Origin of the sequence: Pseudomonas sp. B392_1p, from assembly GCF_052245235.1 — a bacterium.
GTDB lineage: Bacteria > Pseudomonadota > Gammaproteobacteria > Pseudomonadales > Pseudomonadaceae > Serpens > Serpens gallinarum.
Map to the genome: position 1 here is coordinate 91,221 of NZ_JBQPXM010000013.1, position 14,577 is coordinate 105,797.

At 62.8% G+C, this 14,577-nt stretch carries 13 protein-coding genes; 7 read left to right on the forward strand and 6 right to left on the reverse strand.

Going from position 1 to position 14,577, the window contains the following annotated elements:
• Positions 1–80: 80 nt before the first annotated feature.
• Positions 81–2,984 carry a ribonucleoside-diphosphate reductase subunit alpha gene (locus tag ACTV8E_RS17340; RefSeq protein WP_443200302.1) on the reverse strand — a complete coding sequence of 968 codons (2,904 nt, stop codon included), beginning with the start codon at positions 2,982–2,984 and terminating at the stop codon, positions 81–83.
• A gap of 671 nt (positions 2,985–3,655) precedes the next feature.
• On the opposite strand from ACTV8E_RS17340, the gene ACTV8E_RS17345 reads away from it, so the two are divergent.
• Both ACTV8E_RS17345 and ACTV8E_RS17350 read left to right on the forward strand, forming a co-directional pair.
• On the forward strand, positions 3,656–4,372 hold the full coding sequence (locus ACTV8E_RS17345; RefSeq protein ID WP_443200303.1) for a winged helix-turn-helix domain-containing protein: 717 nt from the start codon (positions 3,656–3,658) through the stop codon (positions 4,370–4,372).
• Between the two features lie 45 nt (positions 4,373–4,417).
• Positions 4,418–6,034 carry an ATP-binding protein gene (locus ACTV8E_RS17350; RefSeq protein WP_443200304.1) on the forward strand — a complete coding sequence of 539 codons (1,617 nt, stop codon included), beginning with the start codon at positions 4,418–4,420 and terminating at the stop codon, positions 6,032–6,034.
• A 116-nt stretch (positions 6,035–6,150) separates the two neighbouring features.
• On the opposite strand, the gene ACTV8E_RS17355 is transcribed toward ACTV8E_RS17350, so the two are convergent.
• Positions 6,151–6,978, reverse strand: coding sequence for a metal-dependent hydrolase (locus ACTV8E_RS17355; protein ID WP_443200305.1), 828 nt, complete (start codon positions 6,976–6,978; stop codon positions 6,151–6,153).
• A 152-nt stretch (positions 6,979–7,130) separates the two neighbouring features.
• Between ACTV8E_RS17355 and ACTV8E_RS17360 the strand changes: the two genes are divergently transcribed.
• Positions 7,131–7,709, forward strand: a complete 579-nt coding sequence (locus tag ACTV8E_RS17360; protein ID WP_443200306.1) for an acyl carrier protein phosphodiesterase — start codon at positions 7,131–7,133, stop codon at positions 7,707–7,709.
• A gap of 63 nt (positions 7,710–7,772) precedes the next feature.
• Here the strand turns inward: ACTV8E_RS17360 and ACTV8E_RS17365 are convergent, their stop codons facing one another.
• Positions 7,773–8,558, reverse strand: coding sequence for a lysophospholipid acyltransferase family protein (locus ACTV8E_RS17365; protein ID WP_443200307.1), 786 nt, complete (start codon positions 8,556–8,558; stop codon positions 7,773–7,775).
• Positions 8,555–9,307 carry an L-ornithine N(alpha)-acyltransferase gene (gene olsB, locus ACTV8E_RS17370; protein WP_443200308.1) on the reverse strand — a complete coding sequence of 251 codons (753 nt, stop codon included), beginning with the start codon at positions 9,305–9,307 and terminating at the stop codon, positions 8,555–8,557. The genes ACTV8E_RS17365 and olsB overlap by 4 nt, the downstream gene beginning before the upstream one ends.
• A 286-nt stretch (positions 9,308–9,593) precedes the next feature.
• Here olsB and ACTV8E_RS17375 point away from each other — a divergent pair, with 286 nt between their 5' ends.
• From ACTV8E_RS17375 to ACTV8E_RS17385, 3 genes are read left to right on the forward strand one after another with little or no spacing between them, the layout of a single operon-like run.
• Complete coding sequence (locus ACTV8E_RS17375) at positions 9,594–10,709, forward strand: glycosyltransferase family 4 protein (RefSeq protein ID WP_443200309.1); 1,116 nt, start codon at positions 9,594–9,596, stop codon at positions 10,707–10,709.
• Positions 10,702–11,460 carry a DUF2334 domain-containing protein gene (locus ACTV8E_RS17380; protein WP_251836606.1) on the forward strand — a complete coding sequence of 253 codons (759 nt, stop codon included), beginning with the start codon at positions 10,702–10,704 and terminating at the stop codon, positions 11,458–11,460. Before ACTV8E_RS17375 ends, ACTV8E_RS17380 begins: the two co-directional genes overlap by 8 nt.
• Positions 11,457–12,449 (forward strand): lysylphosphatidylglycerol synthase transmembrane domain-containing protein, encoded by a 993-nt coding sequence (locus ACTV8E_RS17385; RefSeq protein WP_273535273.1) that lies wholly within the window; start codon positions 11,457–11,459, stop codon positions 12,447–12,449. Before ACTV8E_RS17380 ends, ACTV8E_RS17385 begins: the two co-directional genes overlap by 4 nt.
• Before the next feature lie 18 nt (positions 12,450–12,467).
• On the opposite strand, the gene ACTV8E_RS17390 is transcribed toward ACTV8E_RS17385, so the two are convergent.
• A complete protein-coding gene (locus ACTV8E_RS17390) occupies positions 12,468–12,689 on the reverse strand; it encodes a hypothetical protein (protein ID WP_251836608.1) in 222 nt (73 codons plus the stop codon).
• 478 nt (positions 12,690–13,167) lie between these two features.
• Entirely contained in the window at positions 13,168–13,602 is a 435-nt protein-coding gene (locus ACTV8E_RS17395) for a GNAT family N-acetyltransferase (protein ID WP_443200310.1), read from the reverse strand.
• Between the two features lie 89 nt (positions 13,603–13,691).
• Between ACTV8E_RS17395 and ACTV8E_RS17400 the strand changes: the two genes are divergently transcribed.
• Positions 13,692–14,570: an EamA family transporter gene (locus tag ACTV8E_RS17400; RefSeq protein ID WP_251836610.1), complete on the forward strand. Its 879-nt coding sequence runs from the start codon at positions 13,692–13,694 to the stop codon at positions 14,568–14,570.
• Positions 14,571–14,577 lie beyond the last annotated feature (7 nt).

Here is a 14,577-nt window from a genome sequence, read left to right on the forward strand (position 1 = left end):
GGATGCAACAAGCGGCATCCACCCTACGGATCAGGCCGTGCACCCGGCAACGCAGGCGTCGCCGGATGAGCGCAAGTCACTTATTGGCAGGCTTCGCAGTCGGGCTCGTCGATGGCGCAGGCCTTGGGCACCGGTGCGGGTGCCGGGGCAGCCACAGGGGCGGTTTGGGCTGGTGCGGCGCTGAGGCCGTCATTGCCACCGCTGGATACGGCGTTGAGCTTGCCGGTGTTGATGGTGGATTTCTCGGTGCTGGTCGCGGCCAGGGCACGGAGGTAGTAGGTGGTTTTCAAGCCACGGTACCAGGCCATGCGGTAGGTCACGTCGAGCTTCTTGCCCGAGGCGCCGGCGATGTACAGGTTCAGCGACTGCGCCTGGTCGATCCACTTCTGGCGGCGGCTGGCGGCGTCGACGATCCAGCGGGTTTCCACTTCGAAGGCGGTGGCGTACAGGTCTTTCAGTTCCTGTGGGATGCGCTCGATCTGCTGCACGGAGCCGTCGTAGTACTTGAGGTCGTTGATCATCACCGCGTCCCACAGGCCGCGTGCCTTGAGGTCGCGCACCAGGTAGGGGTTGATCACGGTGAACTCGCCGGACAGGTTCGATTTCACGTACAGGTTCTGGTAGGTCGGCTCGATGGACTGCGACACGCCGGTGATGTTGGCGATGGTCGCGGTCGGCGCGATGGCCATGATGTTCGAGTTGCGAATGCCTTTCTTCACGCGCTCGCGCACCGGCGCCCAGTCCAGGGACTCGGTCAGGTCGACGTCGATGTACTTCTGGCCACGGGCCTCGATGAGGATCTGCTGCGAGTCCAGCGGCAGGATGCCCTGGCTCCACAGCGAACCCTGGAAGGTCTCGTAGGCGCCGCGCTCGTCGGCCAGGTCGCAGGACGCCTGGATGGCGTAGTAGCTGACCGCTTCCATGGACGTGTCGGCAAACTCGATGGCCGCCTCGGAACCGTAGGCGATGTGCTGCAGGTACAGCGCATCCTGAAAGCCCATGATGCCCAGGCCCACCGGACGGTGCTTGAGGTTCGAGTTACGCGCCTGCGGCACGCTGTAGTAGTTGATGTCGATAACGTTATCGAGCATGCGGACCGCGGTGCGCACGGTGCGTTCCAGCTTGGCGGTGTCCAGCTTGCCGTCCTTGATGTGGTTCGGCAGGTTGACCGAGCCCAGGTTGCAGACGGCGATTTCGTCGGCGTTGGTGTTCAGGGTGATCTCGGTGCACAGGTTGGAGCTGTGGACCACGCCCACGTGCTGCTGCGGACTGCGCAGGTTGCACGGGTCCTTGAAGGTGATCCACGGGTGGCCGGTCTCGAACAGCATCGAGAGCATCTTGCGCCACAGGTCCTTGGCCTGAACGACCTTGTGCAGCTTGATCTTGCCGTAGGTGGCCAGGGCTTCGTAGTACTCGTAGCGCTCCTCGAAGGCCTTGCCGGTCAGGTCGTGCAGGTCGGGCACGTCGGAGGGCGAGAACAGGGTCCAGGAGCCGTCGTCGAAGACGCGCTTCATGAACAGGTCGGGCACCCAGTTGGCGGTGTTCATGTCGTGGGTGCGGCGACGGTCGTCACCGGTGTTCTTGCGCAGTTCGAGGAATTCCTCGATGTCCAGGTGCCAGGTTTCCAGGTAGGCACACACCGCGCCCTTGCGCTTGCCGCCCTGGTTGACCGCCACGGCGGTGTCGTTGACCACTTTCAGGAAGGGCACGACGCCCTGGGACTTGCCGTTGGTGCCCTTGATGTAGGCGCCCAATGCGCGCACCGGGGTCCAGTCGTTGCCCAGGCCGCCGGCGAATTTGGAGAGCAGGGCGTTGTCGCGAATGGCGTTGTAGATGCCGCCCAGGTCGTCCGGCACGGTGGTCAGGTAGCAGGAGGAGAGCTGCGGGCGCAGGGTGCCGGCGTTGAACAGCGTCGGCGTGGAGGCCATGTAGTCGAAGGACGACAACAGGTTGTAGAACTCGATGGCGCGCGCTTCCTTGTTCTGCTCTTCGATCGCCAGGCCCATGGCCACGCGCATGAAGAACACTTGCGGCAATTCGAAACGCACGCCGTCCTTGTGGATGAAGTAGCGGTCGTAGAGGGTCTGCAGGCCCAGGTAGGTGAACTGCTGGTCGCGCTCGTGATCGATCGCGGCGCCCAGTTTGGCCAGGTCATAGCCCTTGAGCTTGGGATCGAGCAGCTCGAATTCCACGCCCTTTTCCACGTAGGCGGGCAGCGCCTTGGCGTAGATCTCGGCCATTTCGTGATGGGTGGCGGCCTTGGCCACGTCGAGGAAGTCCAGCGCTTCGGCGCGCAAGGTGTCGAGCAGCAGGCGGGCGGTGACGTAGGAGTAGTTCGGCTCGCGTTCCACCAGGGTGCGCGCGGTCATCACCAGGGCGGTGTTGACGTCTTTTTGCGCGACGCCGTCGTAGAGGTTCTTCAGGGTTTCGCGTTCGATCAGCGCACCATCCACCTCGGCCAGGCCTTCACAGGCTTCGCGAATGATGGTCTGCAGGCGGCCCAGGTCCAGCGGACGCTGGCTGCCATCGGCCAGGGTGATGCGGATGCTCGGGTGCGGTTGGGCAACGCCCAGGCGGGTCTCGGCGCTGCGCTTGCGTTCCTGGGCACGGGATTCGCGGTACAGCACGTAGTCGCGGGCGACTTTCTGCTCGCCGGCACGCATCAGCGCCAGTTCGACCTGGTCCTGGATGTCTTCGATATGCAAGGTGCCGCCGGACGGCATGCGACGCTTGAAGGTGGCGGTGACCTGCTCGGTCAGGTGGCGCACAGTCTCATGGATGCGCGAAGAAGCGGCCGCCTGGCCGCCTTCCACTGCGAGAAACGCCTTGGTGATGGCTACGGTGATCTTGTCATCGGTGTAGGGCACCACGGTGCCGTTGCGCTTGATCACGCGCAGCTGACCCGGCGCGGTGGCGCTCAGGTCCTGGCGGGTTTCGACAGGCTGCACATTGGCCTGTGTCTCGCGAGTGGTATCGGTTTGCATGGGGATCTCCGCGTCTCCAATGGTCGGCATCCGTTGATTGGGACGCCTCACGTCTTACTGCTAAAACAAAACGCGCACGCCTGCGAACTGCGCCGGCGTGGGCATGGGTAATTCGGAACGGGTCTGGCCTACATCAAAATGCCTTCCTGGCGCCCAGTCCGCTGGAGGAAAACCTCCAACACAACCCCTAGTGGTTGCTGAGGTTGCTTCGCTGCTGCGACCCGCTGTCGGGGGGAGCATCCGAAGCAACCTCAGTCCGGTCTTCAATCAGTCCGTCAGGGGTTGCAGAAACAAGGTGTTTGAGCTAGTCGGTCGAGCGTTTTTCGGTCTCGTCCGGTTAGAGTCCTTTAGTGCCTACTGGTTCATCTGAACACAATATGTAGGGGTCATTGCTGAATCAGATACAGGATATTGATTGCGTACGGGCGTGGCAAGATAGCGGGTAGTGGCCATCTGTGGATAAGTCTGTGGGTTAGCTTTGCGTAACCGGCTGTAGCGGGCGTCTGGGCGATCTTTGCTGTTTTTGTCATTTTGCGACCTTGGCAGCAGAGTTTTTTTGTCGTCGGAGCAAAACACTATATGTTGTGTTTAAATGGCATGGCCTGTGCAGACGTGGGCAGATTGCTACAATGCCGGCCTTTTTCGGGCTGTATCGATAGGGAGGGCGGCGCATGGAACAGGACTGCTGGCGAATCTTGATCGTCGAGGATGACTTGCGCCTGGCCGAGCTCACCCGTGATTACCTGGTCGCCCACCGCCTACGGGTGGATATCGAGTCTGACGGCGCCCGGGCGGCGGCGCGCATCATGGATGAGCGCCCCGATCTGGTGATTCTCGACCTGATGCTGCCCGGCGTGGACGGGCTGTCGATCTGCAAGCAGGTGCGCCCGGCATACGCGGGGCCGATCCTGATGCTTACGGCGCGTACGGACGACACGGACCAGGTGCAGGGGTTGGAGTCCGGCGCCGACGATTATGTGTGCAAACCGGTGCGCCCGCTGGTGCTGCTGGCGCGTATCCGCGCCTTGCTGCGCCGTCGGGAAGGTGCTGGCGAAGTGGAAGGCACGCCGCAGCGCCTTGGGTTCGGCGCCCTGCGTCTGGACAACGCCCGCCGCGAAGCCTGGTTGGGCGAGGAATTGATCGATCTGACCGGCGCCGAGTTCGACCTGCTCTGGCTGCTGGCGGTGAATGCTGGGCGCATCCTGTCTCGCGAGGAAATCTTCAACGCCCTGCGCGGCATCGAATACGACGGCCAGGATCGCTCCATCGACGTGCGCATCTCGCGTATCCGCCCAAAAATCGGCGACGACCCGGTGTTGCCGCGCCTGATCAAGACCATTCGCGGCAAGGGTTATCTGTTTGTGCGCGAGGCGGCCGAGGAGCTGTAATAGCGCGCAGGTGCTGCTGCTTTTTTCCCAATTGATGGACGGCCCGTGAACTCGATTTTCCTGCGCATTTATGCCGGCATGCTCGCCACCCTGGTGCTGGTTGCCTTGCTAGGTGTGGGCAGCCTGCAACTGGTCAACGGCTTGCGCGTCGATCATTACCGCGAGCGCTTGGCCAGCGGCACCTTTCATCTGATGGCCGACAACCTGACGTCGATGAATGCTGTGGAACGTCAACGGGCCACGGCGTTATGGGAGCGCATGCTGGGTGTGCCGCTGCGCTTGCAGCATCTTTCCGAGTTGCCGCTGGATGCACCCTCGCGCGGTCGCCTGATGCGCGGTCAGGTACTGGTCCAGCAGAGCGGCACGCAGCCTTCGATGGTGTACGTACTGGTCAGCCGAGCAGAGCAACTGTTGCTCACCGCCAGCGTGGGACAGGTCAGCGAACAGCTGGCGCGCGCCACCCTGTATTTGCTGATGGATGAACTGGCGCGTTACCCCATGATCGAGCAGCCGCGTCGGCTGGAGGCGTTGAAGGCAGAGAAGGATTTCGGCTTCGCGGTGAACCTGCTGCCCATCGAGCGTATTGAAATGGACGCCGACCAGCGCCGACGGGTCGCTGAGGGCGATACGGTCATGGCGCTGGGCAGGGGGGGCGAGTCAATTCGGGTGATCGCCAGCATGGTGGCTTCGCCCTGGGTGCTTGAGTTGGGCCCGTTGTACCGCATGAACCCCTATCCGCCGCACCTGTTGGTGCTTTTCGTGGCGCTGGGTCTGAGCCTGATCGGCCTGACGCTGTATTGGCTGGTGCGTCGACTGGAGCGTCGCTTGCGCGGCCTGGAAGCCGCCGCGACGCGGATCGCTGCCGGCAGCCTGGAGACGCGCGTTCCGGAGGTGGGTACCGATTCGGTGGGCCGTCTGGCCGTGGCCTTCAACGTCATGGCCGAGCACCTGCAACGGCTGCTGTCGATGCAACGCGAACTGGTGCGCGCGGTGTCCCATGAATTGCGCACGCCGGTGGCGCGGTTGCGTTTTGGTCTGGAGATGGTCGGCGAGGCGCCAGATGCCACCAGCCGGGGCAAATACTTGGCGGGTATGGACCACGATATTCAAGAGCTCGACCGGTTGGTGGACGAGATGCTGGTTTACGCACGCCTGGAGCAGGGTTCGCCAGCGCTGAACTTTCAGGAGGTCCGGCTGGAGGCGCTGCTCGACCAGGTGATCGACGAGCTGGCCCCGCTGCGTGCCGACGTGCGCATCGAGCGCGGGTTATGGCAGCCGGCGCAGGACGGCTCGGGCAGCACGGTCGAAGCCGAGCCGCGTTACTTGCACCGCGCGGTGCAGAACCTGGTGAGTAATGCCCTGCGCCACGCCGAATCCAGGGTGCGCGTCAGTTTTATTGTGGGCATGAACCGTTGTCGCATCGATATCGAGGATGACGGACCGGGTGTGCCGGAAGAAGCCTGGGAACGAATCTTCACCACGCCATTCCTGCGTCTGGATGACAGCCGCACGCGCGCGTCGGGTGGGCATGGCCTGGGGTTGTCCATCGTGCGTCGCATCATCTACTGGCACCGCGGGCGCGCACTGATTGGCCGCAGCGCGCTGGGCGGCGCGCAGTTCAGCCTGGTCTGGCCGCGCCGGCACCACGAAGGCGAACAGTAAGCGCCGGAGCATCAGGCTAAAAAGATGGGCTGCCCGGCGACTCAGTGCGTTTATCTATGCAGCCAGCAAGGGGTGAGGAGCCCTACAACGGTGCACATGAAAGTTGTCGGCCTCAGTCAGACCGCTTCCTTGGCAAATTCCACCTGATAGCGCTCCATCAATACGCGATTGTCATGCTGCCAGGGGTGGAAGTCGCGGCGATAGAAATCCAGGTAGTCGCGTACCAGCGGGCGGAAGATGCCGCGGCTGCCCCACAGCCAGACCAGACCGTCGCGCCAGACGCGCCAGTTCCACAGCAAGCCGTCGCGCTTGAGCATATGCCGCATCCCTTTGAGGGTGTCCCAGGTGAAGAAGAGGGTGCTCTGCACCATGGCCCGCCGGCGCAGCCAGGGACTGCCACACACCTGTTGGTACACATCGAAGGCCACCGCCTTGTGCTCGGTTTCCTCCAGTGCGTGCCAGCGCCACAGGCGGGCCAGGCGCGGATCGGCGCCATCCATCCAGGCGGGATTGCTAAGCAGGGCGTTGGCCAGGATGGCGGTCAGGTGTTCCACCGCACAGGTGGCGGCCAATTGCAGTTCGGGTGACAGATGCCGTTTGACGAATGCGAGGCGTCGCTGCAAGCCGCGCTCCAGGTAATCGATGTTGTAGCCCAGATCGCGCAGGCGTTGGTTGTAGTCCTGATGCTCACGGCTGTGATGGCCTTCCTGGCCGATAAAGCCGCGTATCTCTTCACGCAATTCAGGGTCTTCGATCTGGTCGCGAAACAGCCGCACGGAGTCGATGAAAAAACGTTCGCCATCGGGGAACAGCACCGACATGGCATTGAAAAAGTGACTCTTAAATGCATCCCCACTGTGCCAATGACGCGGCAATGGGCTGGGCAGGTCAAAATCCGGCTGGCGCGGGCGGATGTGCAAGCCTTCAGGGGTCAGACGGGGCATGGACGGCTCCGGAGTTGAGGAGGAATGGTTGAGGCGAGTCCATCTTTGCTATTCATCACCAAGACTCGTACCGATCTTTAGCAGGGCTGAATTGCAGATTCCAGGAGACTGTCGGCGTGCCGAAGCCGCGCCAATGGAATAAGCTGCGAACCATGAACTACTTGGCACATCTGCACCTGGGCGGGCCGGCGCCGGCGCAACTGCTCGGCAGCCTGTACGGCGATTTCGTCAAAGGCCGGCTGGAAGGTCGTTATTCCGCGGACATCGAAGCGGCGATCCGCCTGCATCGACGCATCGACATGTTTACCGACAGCCATCCGCTGATTTTTGAGGCCCGGATGCGCTTCCCGGCTGCGCGGCGGCGCACCTCGGGCATTCTACTCGACCTGTTTTTCGATCATTGCCTGGCCAATGCCTGGGAGGACTACGCCAGCGAGCCGCTGCCGGCCTTCACCACGCGGGTTTATCAGGTGCTGGCCGATGAGGCGCATCTGCCAGGGCACCTGGCGCAGATTGCGCCGCGCATGGCTGCGCAGGACTGGCTGGGCAGTTACCGCGACTTCAGCGTGCTGGAGCGGGTCGTTGCCAGCATGCGCCGACGCTTGTCCCGGCCCGCATTGCTCGACGACGCCGAGCTGGAGCTGGAGCGCCTGTATGAACCGCTGTGCAAGGATTTCCGGGCGTTTTATCCGGAGTTGATGGCCTTTGCTGAGCGTGAGCTCAATTCCTAAATCCGTAGGGTGGATGTCGCTTTTCACACAGGGAAAACGTTGTCCACCCTACAGTGGGCCCCGCTAAACCAGGTCGAGTCCGGCGGCGTGCTTGAGGCTCTCGGCGGTACCGAATAACGCGTGTTCCACCGCCGCCTGCGCCTGGCGGGCCAGTTCGTTGCGGCTGCGCCCCTGCGATTCCAGCGGCGCCAACAGAAAAATATCCACGTCGGCCACCTCGTTGCGCAGCAAGCGGCGCAAATGGCTGAGCAGATCGTCGTCGCCGATGAACGGGGCGATGGGGTCTGTTTCTCCCAGGCGTCGATAGCGGATCGCCACGGGTTGAATGGCAACACCCGCGTCGATCGCGCCGGACAGCAGTCGGCCATGGAAGGTACGCACGGCGGTACCGTCGGTACTGGTGCCTTCGGGAAATAGCATCACCGAATCTGACTGGCGCAGGCGTTCGGCCAGCTGCCCAGCGACCCGCTTGCTGTCGCTGGCGCCGCGGCGGATGAACAGCGTGCTGCCTTGCAACGCCAGCCAGCCGGCCAGCGGCCAGCGGCGCACCTCGGCCTTGGCCAGGAAGGCCAGGGGCATCAGTTGACCGAGCAGCGGGATGTCGGTCCAGGACACGTGGTTGCCGATCCACAGCATGGGCGTATCGGGCAGCTTGCCATGCACCGTGACGCGAAACGGCAGGGCAGCGGCCAGCCGCCCGTGAAACCAGTGCGTCAGACGTTGGCGCCGCGCCGCGCGCGGGCCAGTGCCTAGGCGGGTTGAAAGCGCCACCGCAGCGGCCAGCAGCGCACCGAGGCCGATCACCAGCAGTAAGCGCAGCAGCCGCGCCGGATAGCGCAGCGCCGTCACACGGCCGCCTTGAAGTGGCGGGCATAGCGCGGGCACAGGTCTTCTCGCTTGAGCAGGATGAACACGTCAGCGACCTGGAAGTCGGCATCCCAGCAGGGCTCACCGCAGATTTTTGCCCCCAGGCGCATGTAGGCCTTGAGCAGCGGTGGCAGCTCGGCAATCACGTTATCCGGCAGGTTCAGCGTGGGCAGCGGCGTTTTCGGTTCCGCATGCAGGTTTTCCGTACACAGGTAGCGTTCGCGCAGGCGTTGCATCACGGCCTGGGCCTGCACGCCGCCGTCGCGCATGGGAATGCTGGCGCAGCCCATCAGGTAGCGGTAGTCGCCCTGGTTGAGGACGTCCGCCAGTTCGCCCCAGAGCACGCCGATGGTGGCGCCGTTGCGGTAACGGGCATCCACGCAGGTGCGGCCGATTTCCAGCAGCGGGCCTTCGAGCGCGCTCAGGCCGTGCAGACGAAATTCATCTTCACTGTAAAAACGCCCCAGACGCTGGGCGGCGTGATGATCCAACAGGCGGGTGGTGGCGACCAGTTCCCCGGTTTCATGGTCGCGCACGCCGATGTGCTGACAGTGGGGATCGTAATCGTCTTGATCCAGACCCTGTTCTCCGCCCTGGAGTTGGGCGCCGAATTCGTGGCTGAACACGCGAAAGCGCAGGGCTTGTGCGTCACGCAGGGCCTGCTCGCCGATCAGGCGCTCGGCCTGCAGACGACTGGGGGTGGAAACCGCACGACGGGCGATGCAAGTCATGTTGCTGCTCCTCTGCCGGCTGTAGCCGGTCGACCTGGTTGGCAAGGCCGATGCTAGGCACACAGGGTGGCGAGGCGGTTACGGTTGGATGACACCTGCATGACAGCGCGCGGGGCGGATGGCCGCGTAATCAGGGCTACGCTGCTAGTGGCTGGTCCCGTTTCGTCGCGATGAAATGGTGACAGGCCCTTAGCGAACGACTTTTTTCTGTAACGGTCCATGTGTGGCGGGTCGGCAGCTTGAATGAACCTGTCGCAATCCGGCCCGCAGCCGAACGGAGGAAGCTGTGCATATCGCTGATATGACCATGTTCTATGCGCCGGCCAGCGGCGGAGTGCGCACCTATCTGGATGCCAAACATAGACGGCTGCGTCAGTATCCCGGTGTACAGCACAGCCTGCTGATCCCGGGCAATGTCTATCGGCAGCACGATGGGATTTATCAAATCCCCACGCCGCCGCTGCCGTTTGCCAAGGGGTACCGCTTTCCCATCCGCCGCACACCTTGGCGCAATGTACTGCGCGCTCTGCAGCCTGATGTGATCGAAGTGGGCGACCCTTACCTGACCGCTTGGGCAGCCCTGGATGCCGGCCGACGTCAGGATGTGCCGGTGATAGGTTTTTATCACTCCGACCTGCCGCTGCTGGTGCGCAACCGCATCGGCTCCTGGCTGGACACCAATCTGGATGCCTATGTCGCTCGGCTGTACGGCAATTTTGACCGGGTGCTGGCGCCAAGCCGGGTCATGGCCGACAAGCTGTGCCGGCTGGGGGTGCGCAATGTCTATGTGCAGCCGTTGGGCGTGGACCTGGATGCCTTCCGGCCTGAGTTGCGTGATACCGACCTCAAGCGCCAGCTGGGGCTGGAGGAGTCGGTCCGGCTGTTGGTTTTCGCCGGGCGCGGTTCGCGGGAAAAGAACCTGCCGGTCCTGTTGGAGTGTGTACAGCACCTGGGCAAGGGCTATCACCTGTTGTTGGTGGGCTCGGACATGCCCACCCGCGTTCCGCATAACGTGTCGGTCATCAATCATTTCTGCCCGCTGGGCGAAGTGGCGCGGCTGATGGCGAGCAGTGACGCCTTGCTGCATGCCGGCGATCAGGAAACCTTCGGCCTGGTCGTGCTGGAAGCCATGGCCAGCGGGATACCAGTGGTGGCCGTACGCGCCGGTGCGCTGGCGGAAATCATTCCGAGCCATTGCGGGCGGTTGTGTCGGCCCAACGACGGGAAAGCCATGGCTACTGCGGTGCGTGAGCTGTTCGAAGACGATGCGCGGCTGATTGGCGAGCAGGCGCGCCAGCATGTCGAGGCCCAGCATGCCTGGGATGCGGTGATTGCCGGATTGCTCGCCCATTATCATGCGGTGCTGGGCTCGACCGAGTTCGAGGCGGTGGTGCATGGCTGAGCGTTATTTCCTGGCAGTCCTGCACGATGTGGCGCCGCAAACCTGGGCGGATTATCAACCGCTGCTCGCTACGCTGGATGCCTGGAACGTGTCGCTGACCTGGCTGGTGGTGCCCGACTTTCATCATTGCCAGCCTTTGCAGGAATACGGCGGGTTCCGCCAGCGGCTCGATCAACGCCTGGCGTTGGGTGATGAACTGGTGCTGCATGGCTTGTTTCATTGCGACGATCAACCACCGCCGCGTACGCCCAGGGAATGGTTCATACGCCGGGTGTATACCCACGAAGGGGAGTTCTACCGGCTCGACGAGGCCCAGGCGTACTCGCGGCTGGAGGCTGGTATCGAGGCGTTTCGCCTTTCTGGTTGGCCGCTGCAGGGCTTTGTGGCCCCCGGTTGGCTGATGAGCAGCGGCACGCGTCAGGCGTTGAGTCGTACGGGTTTACGCTACACCAGCGATGCTCGGCATCTGTATTTGCTGCCCGAACACCGGCCGCTGGTCGCTCCAGGCCTGGTGATGAGCAGCCGCAGCGCGTGGCGGCGCCGGCTTTCCAAAGGCTATTGCGAACGTCTGTTGCGACGCCACAGGTGTTCGCCTGTGCTGCGCTTGGGGCTGCATCCGCAGGATTTGCGCCAGCCGGCCAGCCGTGATTATTGGCTGGCCGTGATACGGCGCTTGCTGGATGAGGGGCGGGTGCCATTGACCAAGCGGGAATGGATCGAACGGCAGGCGGGCGGGCATGGTGCTTCATGAGCCGCGGATTGTGGCTATTGCTATGCGCGCTGCTGGCCGCCGCCCTGATTCCCCTGTTGCTTGGCGGAGGAGAGCTGTGGCAACGCTTGCGAGCTTTTCCGCCAGGTCTGTTGCTGACCATGCTGGGCATGATCGTGCTGTGCTGGAATCTCAATGCGTTGCGCTTGCGCCTCTTGCTGGGCTGGCGCCGGCTGGGGCAGGGCCGGGCACTGGGTGTGGTGATGGCCACCGAATTTGCCATTTGCGCCACGCCTGCCGGAGCGGGAGGACCCTTGACGCTGATGGCGCTGCTGATGCGCCATGGCGTGCGCCCTGCACAAGGCACGGCGATTTATGCCGTGGAGCAACTGGGTGATCTGCTGGTATTTGCCTGCGCGCTGGTGGGTATTTTGCTGTTCGGCCTGTTCAACGCGTTGAGCTCACGGCTGGATTGGATGCTGGGAGTCAGCTTGGTGCTGCTGGGAGGGGGATTGGCGCTCATCGGCCTGGCAGCCTGGTATCACCGCGTGCTGCTGCGCTTCAGCGGTTATATGCTGGCGCGTCTGGGCGTGTCCTGGCGTCGACGGTTGCGCTGGGGGCGCCGGGTATTGGGCTTTCGCAACGCCTTGCGTGACAGCTTGCATTTGCCACGGCGGATTCTTTTTGCCGTGTTCCTGCTTACCCTGGCCCATTGGCTGCTGCGCTACAGCGTGCTTTACCTGACGCTGCGAGGGCTGGGTAGCACGCTGCCCTGGGCATGGACGTTTCTGATTCAGGTACTGGCGCTGGGAGCGGGGCAACTGAGCTTGTTGCCGGGCGGCGCCGGCAGCGCTGAACTGGCCTCGGTGGCGTTATTGACGCCTATGGTGGGCAAGTCCAGCGCGGCGGCAGCGATTCTGATCTGGCGCGCGGTGACCTACTACTTCTATCTGATCGCAGGCGCGCCTTTATTCCTGCATCTGGCCGGGCGACCGCTGCTCAGAAGACTGGTGCGTTTTCGCCAGCCTTGAGCAGTGCGGTGGTGCCGCTTACTTCTTGCCGATGGTGATGTGGCGCTTGGGTGCCCAGGATTGGCCACTGACGCCCTTGTCGATTTCTTGGATCTCTCCGCCGGACTTCAGGAAAGCGGCGATCTGGGCATCCAGGGATTCGCTGGTGGAAGTGGCTGCAGCGGGCTTGGAAGTCCGGTTGGAGCCTTTGATGCGAGTAGGAGCTTTTACGGCTGCTTTGGCGGGTGTGCTGGTGGACATGTCTGCTGATCCTCAGTGAAGAAGTGAACACCTGAACGGCAAAAAACACGAAAACGGCCGAAGAGCCGGTTTGAGTGCTAGCCGATTGAGTTGTGAACTTCACCGCCTGCGTGTTGGAGATGTGCGAGGGAGTGAAGAAGTGGTGGCCTTCTGTGAAGCCTCTGGAGGGGCGGCATGTGAAGCTGTTGCGCTTCGTCTGCGCTCCGGTTGCATTAAGGAACGATTGCGGTTGGCGAACGGGTATTCGCAGAACAATTGGGGGCCGAAAATGCAACACAGCCGCTCCACCATACGCGTCGGAGCGACAATTAGCCAGCGACTTGTGGTTTGGTTGCCCAGGCAGGACCGAGAAAATGCCGTGAAAAATAGCGAAATAGACGGGATTTGTGCCGTTTAGCCGCGAATCGAGTGAAGCCTTGACTGGCTCTGCGTCGCGGTTTCCAGGCCGCTAGCCGATCGGTTGGGAGCACGGCTTTGCTCAAATGTTCGCGGGATAAATTTTGTCAGCCAGACGACTCAGGGATAGCAGGGGTTTACATTGCTGGTAGCGCTTCAGTCGCTCGGCCAGAGGGAAGGGAAGAGACGTATCGGGGTGAAAACCCAGGCGCTGGTAAAACATCTGCAGATCAGGATGGCAGAACAGCCAGATCGGCTCGGTTGTATGGGCGATAACCCGCTGCAGCAGATGGGAGGCAACTCCTCGGCCGCGCTCATGGGAGGCCACCCATAGGCCGGTGAGCCAGTGTCCATTCTCTACCGGGGTCAAGCACAGCCCGGCGATGATCTCATCGCGTCGGGCGACCCACAGCTGCTGCGCCTGGCCGGTACGCATGCGGCTGCGCTGGGCACGGTAGAACTTGTCCAGCAAGGGGCGTTGGGCGGGGGTGAGCTGGCTGATGTTGAGGTTGGACATGGTGCGCGGGATTGAGACTTGGGAGCCGTATTCTAAGGCACCTGCGTCGCTTTGCTGCCTGGGACCGACCCATAAGACGGAGTGCGCCGATGGCGTTAAAGGATTTGCTGCTAGCCCTGGTGGTGATCATTGCCTGGGGCTTGAATTTCGTGGTGATCAAGGTTGGTCTGCAGGACATACCGCCGCTGCTGCTGGGCGCCTTGCGTTTTTTACTGGTGGTGTTTCCCGCGATTTTCTTCATGCGTCGTCCACAGGTGCCGTGGCGCTGGTTGCTGGCCTACGGCCTGACCCTTTCGCTGGGCCAGTTTGCCTTCTTGTTCTCTGCCATGGCGGTGGGTATGCCGGCGGGGTTGGCGTCGCTGGTATTACAGGCGCAGGCATTCTTTACGCTGCTGTTCGCCGGATTGTTTCTGGGCGAGCGGCTACGGCGGGTCACGTTGTTCGGTTTGCTGCTGGCTGCCGCAGGGTTGGCGCTGATTGGCCTGCAAGGCGGCGAGGGCATGACCCTGGCGGGCTTTCTGCTGACGTTGTGCGCGGCGTCGATGTGGGCGCTGGGTAACGTGGTGACGCGGCACATTGGCCGGGTGGATATTCTTGGGCTGGTGATCTGGGGAGCGTTGGTGCCGCCCGTGCCGTTTTTGGCCTTATCCGCCTGGCTGGAGGGGCCGGCCGTCATGGAGCAAGCCCTACGAGGCATCAGTCTGGATTCGCTGTTGGCCATCGCCTATCTGGCGTTTGTCGCCACCATGCTGGGTTATGGACTCTGGGGGCGTTTGCTGGCGCGCTACCCGGCCACTCAAGTCGCACCCTTCTCGCTGCTGGTGCCGGTGGTGGGGATCGGCTCTTCGGCACTGCTCCTTGGGGAAAGATTGGCGCCGCTGCAATGGGTGGGCGCGGTATTGGTCATGGCGGGGTTGCTGATCAATGTGTTTGGTGCGCGGTGGTTCGGGAGGTTGCGCGCCGGCTAGTTCAGGA